The sequence below is a fragment of the Rhizobium pisi genome (assembly GCF_003938655.1).
Taxonomy (GTDB): Bacteria; Pseudomonadota; Alphaproteobacteria; order Rhizobiales; family Rhizobiaceae; genus Rhizobium; species Rhizobium pisi.
Genome location: NZ_RJJT01000028.1, coordinates 47751 through 61296 on the forward strand (window position 1 = coordinate 47751; position 13546 = coordinate 61296).

General features: G+C 62.0%; 18 protein-coding genes. 4 read left to right on the top strand and 14 right to left on the bottom strand.

Annotated features, from left to right (window positions below):
• Positions 1 to 48: 48 nt before the first annotated feature.
• Entirely contained in the window at positions 49 to 453 is a 405-nt protein-coding gene (locus EFD55_RS28605; protein ID WP_125849824.1) for a hypothetical protein, read from the top strand.
• A 420-nt stretch (positions 454 to 873) separates the two neighbouring features.
• A complete protein-coding gene (gene blh / locus EFD55_RS28615) occupies positions 874 to 2154 on the top strand; it encodes a bifunctional sulfur transferase/dioxygenase Blh (RefSeq protein ID WP_125849826.1) in 1281 nt (426 codons plus the stop codon).
• A 33-nt stretch (positions 2155 to 2187) separates the two neighbouring features.
• Here blh and EFD55_RS28620 read toward each other — a convergent pair whose 3' ends face one another.
• The 10 genes from EFD55_RS28620 to EFD55_RS28665 all read right to left on the bottom strand — a co-directional run bounded on the left by EFD55_RS28620 (position 2188) and on the right by EFD55_RS28665 (position 9404).
• A complete protein-coding gene (locus EFD55_RS28620) occupies positions 2188 to 2511 on the bottom strand; it encodes a hypothetical protein (protein WP_125849828.1) in 324 nt (107 codons plus the stop codon).
• Positions 2512 to 2659: 148 nt separating this feature from the next.
• A complete protein-coding gene (locus EFD55_RS28625; protein ID WP_125849830.1) occupies positions 2660 to 3454 on the bottom strand; it encodes a hypothetical protein in 795 nt (264 codons plus the stop codon).
• 126 nt (positions 3455 to 3580) lie between these two features.
• Positions 3581 to 3964 carry a type II toxin-antitoxin system VapC family toxin gene (locus tag EFD55_RS28630; protein WP_125849832.1) on the bottom strand — a complete coding sequence of 128 codons (384 nt, stop codon included), beginning with the start codon at positions 3962 to 3964 and terminating at the stop codon, positions 3581 to 3583.
• A complete protein-coding gene (locus EFD55_RS28635; RefSeq protein WP_125849834.1) occupies positions 3961 to 4218 on the bottom strand; it encodes a type II toxin-antitoxin system Phd/YefM family antitoxin in 258 nt (85 codons plus the stop codon). Before EFD55_RS28635 ends, EFD55_RS28630 begins: the two co-directional genes overlap by 4 nt.
• Positions 4219 to 4339: 121 nt before the next feature.
• Complete coding sequence (locus EFD55_RS28640; protein ID WP_125849836.1) at positions 4340 to 4978, bottom strand: hypothetical protein; 639 nt, start codon at positions 4976 to 4978, stop codon at positions 4340 to 4342.
• Positions 4979 to 5117: 139 nt separating this feature from the next.
• A complete protein-coding gene (locus EFD55_RS28645; RefSeq protein ID WP_125849838.1) occupies positions 5118 to 5540 on the bottom strand; it encodes a GNAT family N-acetyltransferase in 423 nt (140 codons plus the stop codon).
• A 147-nt stretch (positions 5541 to 5687) separates the two neighbouring features.
• Positions 5688 to 6164, bottom strand: a complete 477-nt coding sequence (locus EFD55_RS28650) for an SRPBCC family protein (protein ID WP_245438602.1) — start codon at positions 6162 to 6164, stop codon at positions 5688 to 5690.
• Between the two features lie 10 nt (positions 6165 to 6174).
• Positions 6175 to 6528 (bottom strand): ArsR/SmtB family transcription factor, encoded by a 354-nt coding sequence (locus EFD55_RS28655; protein ID WP_125849842.1) that lies wholly within the window; start codon positions 6526 to 6528, stop codon positions 6175 to 6177.
• Positions 6529 to 6595: 67 nt separating this feature from the next.
• Positions 6596 to 7492 (bottom strand): AraC family transcriptional regulator, encoded by an 897-nt coding sequence (locus tag EFD55_RS28660; RefSeq protein ID WP_125849844.1) that lies wholly within the window; start codon positions 7490 to 7492, stop codon positions 6596 to 6598.
• 136 nt (positions 7493 to 7628) lie between these two features.
• Positions 7629 to 9404 (bottom strand): methyl-accepting chemotaxis protein, encoded by a 1776-nt coding sequence (locus EFD55_RS28665; RefSeq protein WP_125849846.1) that lies wholly within the window; start codon positions 9402 to 9404, stop codon positions 7629 to 7631.
• A gap of 416 nt (positions 9405 to 9820) precedes the next feature.
• Here EFD55_RS28665 and EFD55_RS28670 point away from each other — a divergent pair, with 416 nt between their 5' ends.
• Positions 9821 to 10384: a hypothetical protein gene (locus tag EFD55_RS28670; RefSeq protein ID WP_125849848.1), complete on the top strand. Its 564-nt coding sequence runs from the start codon at positions 9821 to 9823 to the stop codon at positions 10382 to 10384.
• Positions 10385 to 10567: 183 nt separating this feature from the next.
• Here the strand turns inward: EFD55_RS28670 and EFD55_RS28675 are convergent, their stop codons facing one another.
• Positions 10568 to 10945, bottom strand: a complete 378-nt coding sequence (locus EFD55_RS28675; RefSeq protein WP_125849905.1) for a VOC family protein — start codon at positions 10943 to 10945, stop codon at positions 10568 to 10570.
• Positions 10946 to 11068: 123 nt separating this feature from the next.
• Positions 11069 to 11569: a cupin domain-containing protein gene (locus EFD55_RS28680; protein ID WP_125849849.1), complete on the bottom strand. Its 501-nt coding sequence runs from the start codon at positions 11567 to 11569 to the stop codon at positions 11069 to 11071.
• A gap of 487 nt (positions 11570 to 12056) precedes the next feature.
• Between EFD55_RS28680 and EFD55_RS28685 the strand changes: the two genes are divergently transcribed.
• Positions 12057 to 12794 (top strand): SDR family oxidoreductase, encoded by a 738-nt coding sequence (locus EFD55_RS28685; protein WP_125849851.1) that lies wholly within the window; start codon positions 12057 to 12059, stop codon positions 12792 to 12794.
• A gap of 72 nt (positions 12795 to 12866) precedes the next feature.
• On the opposite strand, the gene EFD55_RS28690 is transcribed toward EFD55_RS28685, so the two are convergent.
• Entirely contained in the window at positions 12867 to 13118 is a 252-nt protein-coding gene (locus EFD55_RS28690; protein ID WP_125849853.1) for a hypothetical protein, read from the bottom strand.
• 2 nt (positions 13119 to 13120) lie between these two features.
• Positions 13121 to 13387, bottom strand: a complete 267-nt coding sequence (locus EFD55_RS28695) for a hypothetical protein (RefSeq protein WP_125849855.1) — start codon at positions 13385 to 13387, stop codon at positions 13121 to 13123.
• Between the last annotated feature and the right edge of the window lie 159 nt (positions 13388 to 13546).

Here is a 13546-nt window from a genome sequence, read left to right on the forward strand (position 1 = left end):
TTGCGGGGTTTAGGCAAGGCCCGCATTTCCCACAGAGGACCGATCGCCATGCAAAGATTCCTGCTCTCCGGCCTTGCGCTTGCCGCGCTCACTGGAGCCGCCTTCGCCCAGGAGCCATCCGCCCCTCCATCAGGCGCAGCACCGCCGCCCGCAGCCGATGCCGGCTCGCCGCCGCCGCCCGATGCCGGCGCGTCGCCTCCACCCCGCGACGAAGCTATGCCGGATGCCTGGTCGAGAGACCGCTTCGCCTTCCGGGGACACGGCCGGAGAGGCGATATGGGCTTCTACCCCGGCCATCACCGCTGGCCGCCGCCATCCAAAGCCGCCCGCTTCCGGATCGAGGACGGAGATACCAGGATCGATCTGAAATGCGCGGAGGACGAACCGATGAAAGCCTGCGCCGATCTTCTGCTTCAGGTCATGGACCGCCTGCAGGGGCCGGCGCAGCCTTGATTGGGCGCGGCATCCTTTAACGGGCCTCATGCTTGTGCGTTGCCGTTACTGTATAATGCGGTTGTGCGGCGACGATGCGCGTTTCGGGATAAGGGCGGATAGAACGTGCCGTGGGACACCCCCCTCTGTCCTGCCGGACATCTCCCCCACAGGTGGGGAGATCGGCTGGGCGCACTGGCGTCACCAAACAACTGGCCGTCACATGAATCGTAAATTCAGGGAGAGGCATTGCCTCCTGCCGATCTCCACCCTTGTGGGGGAGATGCCCGGCAGGGCAGAGGGGGTGCCCGACGGCGCGCCTTTAAAGTAAGTATCTCGCGATCGCGCCGCAGCGCTGCTCCCTGCATCCCAGATTTGGTCACGTGGATTTCCTTGACGCCCGGCCCCATCCATATGAGATTGTCCTTATAGGGGGCTTCGATGACATCCGTCAGGGTCAATGAGCTGATATCGGTGGCGGGGCAGCCCGATGCCGCCGACTTTGCCGATTTTGCGGCGCGCGGCTTTGCCGGCGTCATCAATGCCCGGCCGGATGGCGAGGAGCCCGGTCAGCCCGGCAATGCGGCGGAAAAGGCGGCAGCGGTCGCCGCCGGGCTTTCCTACGGTTTCGTGCCGGTGAAGGGGCCCGAGATTACCGAGGCCGATATCCGTGCCTTCCAGGCGGCGATGGCCACGGCCAAGGGGCCGGTGCTTGCCCATTGCAAGGGCGGCACGCGGGCGCTGACGCTCTATGCGCTGGGCGAGGTGCTCGACGGGCGGATGCGATCGGCCGATATCGAGGCTTTCGGCCAAAGCCACGGCTTCGATCTTGCCGGCGCGCGGCGCTTTCTGGAGAAGCGGGCAGGGCAGTCGCCTGATGTGATGGCCTTCTTCCATCCCGCCACATCGAGCGTGCAATATGTCGTGGCCGACCCGGCGACGAAACGCTGCGCCATCATCGACCCGGTGCTCGATTTCGACGAGACCTCGGGGGCGACGGCGACGGTCAGCGCCGATGCCATCCTCGCCTTTATCGCGGCCGAGCGGCTGACGCTCGAATGGATCCTCGACACCCACCCGCATGCCGATCATTTCTCCGCCGCCCATTACCTGAAAGGCAGGACCGACGCGCCGACGGCGATCGGCGCCCATGTCACCGAGGTGCAGGCGCTCTGGAAAGAGATCTACAACTGGCCGGCGCTTGCCACCGACGGCTCGCAATGGGACCGGCTGTTTGCCGATGGCGACACGTTCAAGATCGGCGCGCTTGATGCCCGGGTGATGTTTTCCCCCGGCCATACGCTCGCCTCCGTCACCTACCTGATCGGCGACGCCGCCTTCGTGCACGACACGGTGTTCACCCCGGATTCCGGTACGGCGCGCACGGATTTCCCCGGCGGCAGCGCCAGCGCCCTCTGGCACTCGATCGAGGCGATCCTGTCGCTGCCCGAGGAAACCCGCCTGTTTTCCGGCCACGACTACCAGCCCGGCGGGCGCCACCCCCGCTGGGAAAGCACGGTCGCAGTCCAGAAACGCGACAATCCGCATATCGCAGGCAAGGACCAGGCCGCCTACGTGGCGTTGCGGCAAGCGCGCGACCGGACGCTGGCGAAACCGAAGCTGATGCTGCACGCGCTCCAGGTGAATATCCGCGGCGGGAGGCTGCCGGAGCCGGAGGAGAATGGCAGGCGGTATCTGAAGATACCGTTGGATGCGCTTTAGCGGTTTTGCGGCTGTCGCAAAGGCGCCGGTCCGTCACTGATACCCCATCGAGCGCAGCAACATGTCCATACCGAAGAATCCGGCCAAAGCGACGATGGCGATCATCACGCACAGGACCCATCCGACCGGCGTCAGCGTCTGCCGCGCGACGTCACGGTACGGATATCGATTGCCGGTCGCCAGGAAATAGATGCCGAAAACCAGGCACAGTCCGATGACGACGGTGGCGCGCGGCATCCAGCTCACCATATCGGCGCCGAGACTTGCTTCCTGCAGCGGCAGCCAAATCGCCTGCCAGGCGATCACGCCAGCCAAAGCCAAGCAGAAGATGCCGCCGATCCTGTACCGTGCTTCCATCGAAATCTCCCCCGTGTTGAGTTCCGCTTGAGCTTATAGGCTGATTTCTACGAGGAAAGGTAGTGGGAGTGCAGAATTGCTCGCGGGATCAGAAGATTTGCGATCCGGGACGACGCGCTCGGGTTTCCAGCCCGGCGATGAGCCGAGCTCAGCCTGAAGGTTCGGGAACGTCGGCATGGCTGTCAATTCTCGTGCCGGGATGAACGCGAACACATTCAAGCACCTGGCTATCCATCAGGTCTTGCACCAGGGATTCCGATCCACCGACCAGGGTGAACGTCAGGTCGTAATCGCTGCAGACGAGCCAGCTACGATCCTCAGGGAACCAATGCGTCGGCGTCAGGCGTACGCCAGGAACGTCATCGGGAAAAGCGGCTGCCTCGTCGAGTGTCCCTCGAAATACCAGATCTTCCATGTCCTCGGTCGCCAGCAACCAGAAATGAAAAAAGCAGGGACCTGCCGGCGTGTGGCGACGGAGAACAGATATGAGCGCGTCGCGCTCGATCGGAGCCAGAGTTCCTTCGTCAGGGCCGATCAGTCGTTTCGGCCAGCTGCCGCCGCCGAAGTGCCGCGTAAAGGACCATACCGATAATGTCGGGGCATAGGGAATGCGAAGGGCACTGCAAAGCGCGCGCCAGCGAAGTGGAATGAGCTGAGAGTCTGGCGTGGGTCCCCCATAAACCATGGTCGAGCTGCTGAGGATCGTTGCTTCTAAATCCTGCTGCTCTCCTGAGGTGGGCTGGCTGAAACGCATGGCGTGTTCGTGCCAGGTCAGTTGCATATCCTCGACCGTCAGATCCTCGTAGAGCGGGTGGAATATTTTCACATAGGCAGGGTAGATCGGCGGGATGAGCCGCGACACCGTACCCAGTGTTTCCGGCGATGCCTTCGCAATGCCGTGTTTGATCCAATCGATTTCGGAAAGGTCTGTGAAGCGCTGCATGGTTTATTGCTTTTCGAGGACAAGATGATCTGACTGGCCCATGAGATATCCGCTTGTTGCGATGTCACGGGAGTAGGCTTCGCCGCGATCCGCGTTGCCCCATGTTGCAAAAATCGCGGTCATCCCTCACAGCGCCCTCTCCACATCCGTCACGCCAAAATCATCGCCCACGAACAACAGCCGGCACCCATATTCCTTCGCCACCTCATAAGCGAAACAGTCGCCGAAGTTCAGGCTGGCCGGATGGGTGCCTTTGCCCCAGTTGTTGTAGGCTTCGGCGATGCGGCGGGCGGAGGCGGGGGTGACGGAGATGATTTCGAAGCCGAGGCCGTCGATCAGCCGTTCCATCTCCTCGCCGATATTGCGGCGGGCCGCAACGATCAAGGCTTCGGCGACTGTGCCGGCGGAGATCAAGAGGTCGTCTTCGGCTTCGAGGACGGCGATCAGGGCGTCGGCTTGCGGCTCGCCGAGCAGGATCGCCATCAGCGCCGAGGTATCGACGGCGATCATTCGGGCAGGCCGTCATCGCCATAGAGGAAATCCTGGCTCTGCGCAGCCGCGGGGCCATCGGCAGCCTTGGTCGCGGCGGTCGCCCGCACCACTTCCATGAGCGCCCGGCGCGATTTGCGATCGGGTGCCGGCTTGACCGGAACCAGCTTCACGGCGGCATGGCCGTGCCGGGTGAGGATGACCTCGTCGCCCGCTTCGGCACGCCGGACCAGCTCGGTCAACTGCCCCTTGGCATCGGTCACGGATACCCGCATGTCACACTCCAGCTCGGTGGGCTCGGTTCTCCCCGTTAAATTAGACCATTCATTGGACCATTTCAAAGGATATTGTCGCGGGGAGCCGTTTGCGCGTCTGGGCGCTACAAAAGGTGAGAGCTCAGTAGCGCGTCGTCGAAAGATCGGGGAAACGCGGCCCGGCGCCGGGGTCGGCGGGATAATCGAGTTCATTGGCCAAGGTGCTGTATTTCTTCTCAATGTCTTGAGCGGCAGTCGACGCTGAGAGCCCGAAATACCGGCGCACGGATGAGCTTCGTTCGGATGCCAGTTGCGCTGCTGTGTTGAGCCTTTCGATCGTCATCAGTGCATCCATCCACTCGCGGTGCTCCTTGCGGTCCAGTTGGTCCAATTGGGTGAGCAGCACGCCGCAGATCCGCCGTGCCGTCACGGCAGCATTCATGGCGCCATCAGTCAGCTCGACGCGTTGCGAGAGGATTTCCAGAAGCTCATGAAGCGTCAGCAGATGCTCCCTAATCCTGACGAAAGCCTGGAAGGACAGGGGCGATCCCATCGAATTCAAAATCCGCTTCGACATTTCGAAATAGGCGACGACCTGATCGGTCGCCGAGCAGGCATCACGAACAATCGCCTTTCGCTGCTTCTCTAACAGCTCGCGATCGAATTTCCTTTGGCGTTCTTGCAGCCGATAGCCCGATAGCGCCACGATGATTGCGATGGAAGACACCACCCCGGAAAACCAGTCGGCCATCGATCCCATATCCACAGTCCCCGTCGCCATGCGCAAACTCCTTTGAATTCGTCTGGAAAGCACAGAAGCAGAGATAGCCGCGACAAGTCAAAACCCTTCATGGAGCCAAGAGAGCTTCATCCTTGGCCGCGAGCGGGGTGGGGCAACTCACGCACATTTTGGGACGGCATTAGAGTTTGAACAGATAAAACTGTATCGAGGCATCTTCGATCGGTGAAAAGCCGCGGTAAAATGTCTTGGCCACGTCGTTATCATGTTCCGTGGCAAGCCAGGCCTCTTCACATCCCAATTCGCGGCTCCATTCAAAGAGTTCGGTCAACATGGCCGCCGCAATGCCCTGGCGGCGATGCGTCGACGCCGATCCCACGTCATCGACATAAAGTTCGGCCGCCTTGTCGATGTGGCAGTGAATGACGCCTGCGCACTGGCCAACCATCAGCCCGTCCAGCATCGCAGCAACCATCATATGGCCTGGCGAATTGAGGTAGATGGCGAGGCGGGCCGGTTCAACCGGTGCATCGAAGACATCGTCGGCAATGTTGGCGAACAGGGCTTCGTCGCCGGGGCGCAGGCGCTTTATGGCAAAGGTCATGGAATCCTTTCTTCCTCATCGCGGGGGAAACCAGCTGAGGCTCTTGATGTCACCGGCAAGGCCGGCTCGGACGCGCCAGCCGACCAGAGGGACCGGCGGCACCGGGCGTTGGAGGCTGCCGCGCCGCCGACCGCGGGATCGACGACGTCAGGATCCTCCCACGCCGAGGGCAACGAGAAGCTCGTCCAGTTGCTCGAACTGCTCGGGCATCCCGCCCTCCGCCCCGGAATTGGCGTCGAACGCTTCCTTCGAGGGATAGAGTTCGTGCAGCACCAGCAGCGTCTTGCCGTCTTTTTCCTCAAAGGTCACCGTGGTCACGGCAGCGTCATCACTTTCCTCGTTCGTCCAGACCAGGCGCGCGTTCGGTATCACGTCGAGATACTTGCCGAAGAATTCCATGGCGCTCGAGGCATCGTGGCCAAACGCAACACGGTAGCCACCTCCGACGCGAACATCCATGTCGCAGGAAAGCAGGGGCACGCCCATCGACTTCGGCGCCCACCACCGCATGAACAGCTCGGGCTTGGTCCACGCCTCGAACACGATATGTGCCGGGCCGTTGAAGGTTCGCCTAACGACGAGCTCACGCTCGGACGTCCGTTCCACCGTCGTGGGGTTCTTCATGGGGGTAGGCTTACTCTCCATCGTCCTTCTCCTTCCGTTTCAGTTCCTCGACAATCTTGTCCAATTCGTCGAAGCGTGCGTCCCAGAGCTGACGGTACGCCTCGATCCATGCGGCCTCTTCCTCCAGCCGTCGCACACCGAGCTTGCAAGTGCGTACGCGCCCGACCTTCTCCGTGGTGACGAGCCCCGCCTGCTCCAGCACGCCGACGTGCTTCTTCATGCCCGTGAGGGTCATGTGGAACTTCTCGGCAAGGTCCGTGATCGAAGCGTCTGCACGCCCCAGCTGCTCCAGAACGCCACGTCGGGTGGCGTCCGAGAGCGCAGCGAACGAGGCATCGAGACGGGCTTTAGAATACTGAACCATTCGGTTCAGTGTCTAGCACACGGATTGGCGACAGACAAGGGGAGATCGTGGCAGTCAGGCGCGGGTGCTATTTCAGGGGCAAGAACAGTTCCGCGACCGCCTCATGCTCCGCCACCTCCGGGAAGAGGCTCAGCCGCTGGCAGTAGATCGGGAAGTCGCGTGCTTCTTCGCCGCTCGCCGGAAGCCAGTCGCGATAGAGGTAGAGGGCGGCAGGCTCCAGATTGTCGGTGTGGCCGACGACGCGCAGAACCGCGCAGCGTCCGCCAGGGATCTCGCCAGTCTTGATCTCGCCGGCTTTGATCTCTTCGCCGTTCGCCTCGATCGGCCGGTCGGTGCCGACACAAAGGTCGACGCTGTAATCGGCAGGCGAGGCAGGGCGGCGCTCGGAACGCCAGACATTGAAGGTCGGGCTTGTCCTCGGGTGGAGGCCGGCGGCCTGGCGCCAGGCGATGAAACGCTGGATGGTGGCGCCGAGCGTGGCGGGGTCGCCCCGATGTTCCATGATCGCCACCGGCGTGGCGGGCACGTCGCGTATCGTCACGTCGTCAATGGTAAAAGTCTTCTGCATGAGCTTGCTCCTCGCATTGTCCAAAGGCCCGAAGGCCGCAAGCCACGGCTCCCAGTCGGGAGATTTCCGGAACGAGGATGGCGATTGCCCGAACCTTTGCCGAAAGGCGCGGGCGAAGGCATCGGGTGCGTCGTAACCGGCATCCATCGCTATATCGGTGACGCTTCTGGCATCCCTGTAGGCCAGCCGGTGTGAAGCGCGCTTCATGCGGGCGAGCTTGACATAGCGATGCACGGAGAGACCGAAGGTCGCCGTGAACTGCCGGTGGAAGTGATATTTCGAGTAGGCTGCGACGCTGCTCAGCGCGTCCAGGTCCAGATCATCGTCCAGATGCCGGTCTATGTACTCCAGCACCCGCTGCATCCGGGCATGGTAGGCTTGAAGCGCCGCCTTCATCGTTCCGCTCTCCGTGGCCGCACCAACTAAGCGCACCGGGATATCAAGCGCTCGACCGATCTTGCGGTTTTCGCCGGGGATCGTTTACGGGTACGCCCGATTTAGGGACGAACGGCGAAATGGAGCGTTTTCCCGATCAGAAATCCTGCCAGCTCGCTTCCGCCACGGCGGCCGATCCGTGGGATCTTGTCGGGCGGGGGCGCTGGGGCTGTGCCGGCCTTGGTGTGGTCGCCTTGATCTCGGGGAGGGCGGAGACGTTCGTCGTGGGGGCGTCGTCGAAGCGGAAGTGGCTGAGCAGCTCGAAAAGCGCTGCGGCCTCGCGCGCCAGGCTGTGGCTTGCGGCGGTCTGTTCCTCGACCATGGCGGCATTCTTCTGGGTGCTTTGGTCGACGGTATTGACCGCGCGGTTGACTTCGGCGAGCGCGGTGGACTGTTCGCGCGAGGCTTTGACGATCGCCACGACATTGCCGTTGATATCGTGGACTTGCCTGGCGATTTCCTCGAGCGCGCTGCCGGTCTTGCTGACCAGCGTCACGCCGGTGGCGACATGTCCGCTGGAGGCGGTGATCAGCGCCTTGATCTCCTTGGCGGCGCTGGCGGAGCGCTGCGCGAGCTCGCGCACTTCCATGGCGACGACCGCAAAACCCTTGCCGGCCTCTCCGGCGCGCGCCGCCTCGATGCCGGCATTGAGCGCCAGCAGGTTGGTTTGGAAGGCGATCTCGTCGATGACGCCGATGATGTTGGAAATCTCCCGCGAGGAATTTTCGATCTGGTCCATGGCTTCGATGGCTTCCTTCACCACCTGGCCCGAATGCTCCGCATGGGCCTTGGTATGGGTCACCAGTTCGCCCGCCTCGCCGGCGCGCTTGCTCGCATCCTTGACGGTGGTGGTGATCTCTTCCAGCGCTGCGGCCGTCTCCTCCACCGAGGAGGCCTGCTGTTCGGTGCGTTTGGCCAGGTCGTCGGCGGCGCTGCCGATCTCCTTCGATCCCGAGGAAATCGCCCTGGCATTGTCGGCGACCGTCGCCATGGCGTGCTTCAGTTTGTCGGAGGCGCTGTTGAAATCGGTGCGCAGGCGCTCCAGTGAGGGAATGAAGGGCGAGGCGATCTTCTGCGAGAGGTCGCCGTTCGACAGGTTCGTCAGGCAGGCGGCGAGCTGTTCAACGTTTTCGACGCGCGGCGTCACGTCGGTTGCGAACTTGACGACCTTGAAGACCTTTCCGTTCATGTCGAAGATCGGATTGTAGGAGGCCTGGATGAAGACCTTGCGGCCGCCTTTGCCGATGCGCATGAATTCATCGGCGGCAAGCCTGCCGGCGGCAAGATTCGGCCAGAATGTCTTGTATTCCTGCGATGCGGCATAGGCCGGTTCGCAAAACATCGAATGGTGCCTGCCCTTGATCTCGGAAAGGGAGTAGCCGAGCGCGTTCAGGAAGTTCTCGTTGGCGGCGAGGATCTCGCCTTCCGGCGTGAACTCGATGATTGCCTGGGCGCGCGAGAGCGCGTCGAGCTTGCCCGCGTCTTCGGCCGCGATCAGCTTCTGGCGGGTGATGTCGGTGGCGATCTTGATGACCTTGACCGGCTTGCCGCGTCGGATGACCGGATTGTAGGAGGCCTCGATCCACACTTCGTGCCCGCCCTTGCCGATGCGCTTGTACTGCTGCTGATCGTAATTGCCGGCCGCGAGCTTGGCCCAGAAGGCCTTGTATTCGGGAGAGGATGCGTAAGCCTTTTCGACAAACATGCTGTGGTGCTGGCCGACGATTTCGGAGAGTTCATATCCGAGCGCGCGGCAGAAATTGGCGTTCGCCGTCAAGATCCTGCCCGTGAGATCGAATTCGATCATGGCCTGGGATTTGGAGAGTGAAGCAAGAACGGCAACGGCATTCGCACCACGATCGAGAATATCCACGCTATGCTCCCAGGTTAAGAGGCGCCCCCTCTAAAAGCGATAGCGAATATTTGCATTTCCGGATTAACGCGGATTTAACAATAATTTTAACTTCTCGCACAAATGCAGGCGGGAGCGTTTTTCGTTTTTGCGGAGTTTTGATTATAGTTTATCTATTTGTTTTTAAACAATTTATATGTTTCGGTTGTTATGCATTTTCGCTGACTTCACTTCTGGTGGTAATTGCTCGAAAATATGTAGCCGGCTTCCATTTTTCGAGGGGCGCGGCGCTGGGAATCTTGATGATTTTTCACTGGTTTATCCCCGCGCGCCGGCATTTCCGGCTTGCCGGCGCCGAGGGGAGCTCGCTGGCATTTTCGCGTGGTTTTGCTATTATTTTTTAGGGGCGCATGCGCCCGGTCGAATGGAGTTTTTCGATGCTCGAACGGAATCAGCTTCCCCTGCGCCCTGCCGCGCCCGGTTTCGCCGCCACCTGGGTGGTTTTCATCGCGGGCGTGAGCGTGGCGCTCAGCCTGCTTTTTGCCTGCGTCACGCCCTTCGTGGCGCTGGCGGCGGTATCGGCGGTCGTGCTTCCCCAGCGGATGGCGGTGATGGCGGTTCTCCTTGCCTGGCTCGCCAACCAGATGGTCGGATATTTCGTGCTCGGCTATCCCCAGACCTGGGACAGCTATGCCTGGGGGCTTGCGATCGGGATTGCGGCATTCGCCTCGCTCGCCGCGGCGCTTGCGGTGCTGCGCCTGTCCGCCGATCTCCCCGCGACGATGGCGGCCGCCTTCCTTGCCGGCTTTGTCGCCTATGAAGGTGTGCTCTTTGCCGCCACATCCGTGCTCCCCTCCGGCGACGACGCCTTTTCGCCGTCCGTCGTCGCGAATGTGCTGCTGATCAACGCACTCGCCGCCATCGGCCTTGTTGGCCTGCATGCTGCAGCGGCGGCTGGTCGCGGGTTGGTTGCGGGACGTCGGGGGACTGTGCAGGCGTAAGGCGGGTAGGCGCGTCCAGCCAGTTTTCCAAAGCCTCGAAGGGTCGTCCTCCGGCGCCGATTCTGCCTACCGGAGCGCCCGCCTCGTCCTTCGGGGACCTCAGGATGATGCTTCGAGGCTCCGCCCTCTCGGGCTGCGCATCTCAGGATGAGGCTCTCTTGGACGTCGGCATTCCCACATACATCAGCTCGTATGACGGCTGGTTACCCTGATATAATAGCCGTCAGGGTCGACAAGGCGAAAGTCGCGCAGGCCCCAAGGCTGCAGAGCGAGATCGGAAAGCGGCCAGCCGCTCTCTGCCGCCGTGCGATAGGCATCCTCAACGTCCGTGACCTTTAAGACGATCTCGACCCCAAGGCCAACTCGCTCACGGGTTTCGGTCCGTATTGGATGATCGCTCGAAAGCGTGCTTCGCGAATTAATCGCGATCACTGCGTCACCATTGCTTAACATCGTATACTCGGTGCTCACCGAACCCTGGACTTCAAAGCCCAGAACCCGGCGATAGAAATCAAGCGATTTCTCAGGCGTTTCGACAAATAGCTCCAAGCTCAGTTGCACTGGTGCCTCCTTTTTCTGTGCGGAATGTATGCCCTCTGGAATACCTTCAGAACGTTCGTGGTGGGGAATTTCCAAGCGCGCCTCTCTTCCTTTCGTCAACTCCGGTTTTCGAATGCGCGCCCATCACGGCTTGGGTAAAGGGTTCGTCCTCGAAAGGCCGGCATTCCGGCGGCGGGCGATTTCCTCGTGGAGGTGCTCCACGGACCGGGTCAGGTCGGGAATCTCATCGCCAGTCTGCAGCGGCACGCCGACCTGGCGGAAGAAACTTTCCAGGCCGCCGTCGCCGCCGGGCGCCAGCATGCCGAGAATTTTGCCAGGGGCATCCGTATGGTTCCAGTAGGCGTGCCTGATGTGCGGCGGCACGCTGAGGAAGGCGCCTTTGCCTGAGATCGTGCCTTGCGGCTCGTCGCCGATCCAGAAGGTGAATTCGCCATCCAATATATAGAAGACTTCCGCTTCCGGATGCTGGTGCGGCTCGACGCGCGCGCCGGGCGGCAGGATGGTTTCGATGAATGCGAACTGGCCGTTGGTCTCGGCCGAGGTCGCCTTGAAAGTCATCAGCCCGACCTTGAACAGGATCTGCTCGCCTTCGCCATCGGCGCGCATGACGGTTTTCCATTGCATCGGTGTTTCCCTTCGCCGTCGCTGCGGTTTGCGCGGCTTCACCTGCTGTCGATTGAGGCCTCGCCCGATTGTTGCCGCTGGGCTCTAACGCGGACTGAAGGATAGGGCGCTTGGCGCTGCCGGCAACGATTGCAAGTGCCTCGCCTCGAATTTGATTCATGTAACCAGTCTTACGCCTTGTTTTTTATGCATGTTGCGGCTGCGCAGGCACCGGGCGACCCTGCCTGTTCACATCCGGCTGGAAAAGGCGGGTGCGGCAGTTCGCCATCGCGGGTCGGCTTGCCTCCCGCCCGAAAACCCGCTTATATCTCCCCGTCGAAAGAGTGCTGGTCGGATGGTAGCCCGGCCGTCGCCCATTGGGTGATAACTCCTCCTTTCAGGGTAACCGTGACACCGCAGCCGGCTTGCCGGCCTCGCAGGTGTGTCCGCCGGAACTCTGGAAACGTCGTCGGCGCACCTTCATGTCAACATGGAAGGAACGTTCGACTTGAAACTGACTGACAACACCATTCTCATCACCGGCGGCGCAAGCGGCATCGGGCTTGCGCTCGCACGCCAACTTTCGGCGCGCGGAAACCGCGTGATCATCTGCGGCCGGAGCCGCGAGGCGCTGGAGGCGGCGCAAGCTGATGTGCCTCACCTGATTGCGCGGGTCTGCGACGTCACCGATCTCGACGATCGCGACAGCCTGCAGGGTTGGCTGGAAAACAACCACCCGGACCTCAACATGCTGATCAACAATGCCGGGGTTCAATATCGCAGGGATTTCGACGGAGACGCTGCCGTGGCCGATCTCGAGCAGGAGGTGGCGATCAACCTTACCGCGCCGATCCGCCTGATCGACGAACTCCTGCCGATCCTGAAGCGGCAACCGAGCGCAGTTATCGTCAACGTCACCTCGGGACTGGCCTTCACGCCGATGGCGGCCGTTCCCGTCTACTGCGCGACCAAGGCGGCGCTCCACTCCTTCACCCTATCGCTGCGCCATCAGCTGAAGGCGACCGGCGTGCGGGTTGTCGAGATGGTGCCGCCGATGGTCGACACGAACCTCGGCGGCGGCATGCGCGCCAAGGGGGCGGAGCGGCAACTCGCGATGTCGCCGGAGGAATTCGCCACCGAAGCGCTTGCGCAGCTGGAGAGCGGCCGGGACGAACTGCTGGTCGGCACGTCGGTCCATACCCGCCAGCACGGCGAGGCGATGTTTGCGCGGCTGAACGGCTTCTGACTAGAGATCAGAGCCGATCCCGGGCGGCCCGGACGCTCTCGAGCGGCCTGGACGCTCCCGGGATCGGCGCGCTCAGTCTGCCTCCCAGAGGTGGTCGTGTGTCTCCTCGATATGGCGCTCGATCAGGCGGTATTCGGGATACGTGAGGTCAAGAGGCGCGCCATCGAGGAAGGCGGTGAGCTGCTCGACCTCGCCGCCGGAGGGCGGGGCGCAGAATTCGGCGCGCGCGTGGCGATTGCCGGGATGGTAGGGAGTGAGGGAATATTCGATGACGAGATCGATCTCGTCGTCGCCGCGCGCCAGCGTGAAGCTGGTTTCGAACATGGCTAGAAGCCGAGGGCTTCGATGCCGGCGGCAAGCTCGGCCTCCAGTTCTTCGTCCTCATCTTCGTCGCTGGCAGGCGGTCGGTTGAATTCCTCGTTCATGACGGCGGCGATGCGGGCAAGCCCCCGGCGGCGCCCGGCGGGCGCGAAGATGACGACCATGACGCCATCGGCCTCCATATCAAGCGACAGATAGCCCTTGCCGTTGCCGCCGGAAACGCTGGCCTTGAAGGCGGTGTTGTCGGTGAAAAGCGAGACTTGTCCGCGCATGATGGATTCCCCATTGGTGATGGGGTGTTCTATCCGGTCAAAGGTTGTGGTGTGGAAATCGCAACGACATGAGCGGAAAAACCTGCCGGTTGCGCGGGGCGAGACGTAGAAACGCTCGAAGGAGTTGACGTGGAAGGGACGGCGCCGACGTCTCAGTGG

Coding starts and splice junctions, on each gene's coding strand:
- EFD55_RS28690 (WP_125849853.1), bottom strand. CDS start 13,118: ATGTTCGAAACCAGCTTCACGCTGGCGCGCGGCGACGACGAGATCGAT.
- EFD55_RS28605 (WP_125849824.1), top strand. CDS start 49: ATGCAAAGATTCCTGCTCTCCGGCCTTGCGCTTGCCGCGCTCACTGGA.
- EFD55_RS28625 (WP_125849830.1), bottom strand. CDS start 3,454: ATGCAGCGCTTCACAGACCTTTCCGAAATCGATTGGATCAAACACGGC.
- EFD55_RS28695 (WP_125849855.1), bottom strand. CDS start 13,387: ATGCGCGGACAAGTCTCGCTTTTCACCGACAACACCGCCTTCAAGGCC.
- EFD55_RS28635 (WP_125849834.1), bottom strand. CDS start 4,218: ATGCGGGTATCCGTGACCGATGCCAAGGGGCAGTTGACCGAGCTGGTC.
- blh (WP_125849826.1), top strand. CDS start 874: ATGACATCCGTCAGGGTCAATGAGCTGATATCGGTGGCGGGGCAGCCC.
- EFD55_RS28655 (WP_125849842.1), bottom strand. CDS start 6,528: ATGGTTCAGTATTCTAAAGCCCGTCTCGATGCCTCGTTCGCTGCGCTC.
- EFD55_RS28660 (WP_125849844.1), bottom strand. CDS start 7,492: ATGAAGGCGGCGCTTCAAGCCTACCATGCCCGGATGCAGCGGGTGCTG.
- EFD55_RS28680 (WP_125849849.1), bottom strand. CDS start 11,569: ATGCAATGGAAAACCGTCATGCGCGCCGATGGCGAAGGCGAGCAGATC.
- EFD55_RS28630 (WP_125849832.1), bottom strand. CDS start 3,964: ATGATCGCCGTCGATACCTCGGCGCTGATGGCGATCCTGCTCGGCGAG.
- EFD55_RS28640 (WP_125849836.1), bottom strand. CDS start 4,978: ATGGCGACGGGGACTGTGGATATGGGATCGATGGCCGACTGGTTTTCC.
- EFD55_RS28650 (WP_245438602.1), bottom strand. CDS start 6,164: ATGAAGAACCCCACGACGGTGGAACGGACGTCCGAGCGTGAGCTCGTC.
- EFD55_RS28620 (WP_125849828.1), bottom strand. CDS start 2,511: ATGGAAGCACGGTACAGGATCGGCGGCATCTTCTGCTTGGCTTTGGCT.
- EFD55_RS28645 (WP_125849838.1), bottom strand. CDS start 5,540: ATGACCTTTGCCATAAAGCGCCTGCGCCCCGGCGACGAAGCCCTGTTC.
- EFD55_RS28670 (WP_125849848.1), top strand. CDS start 9,821: ATGCTCGAACGGAATCAGCTTCCCCTGCGCCCTGCCGCGCCCGGTTTC.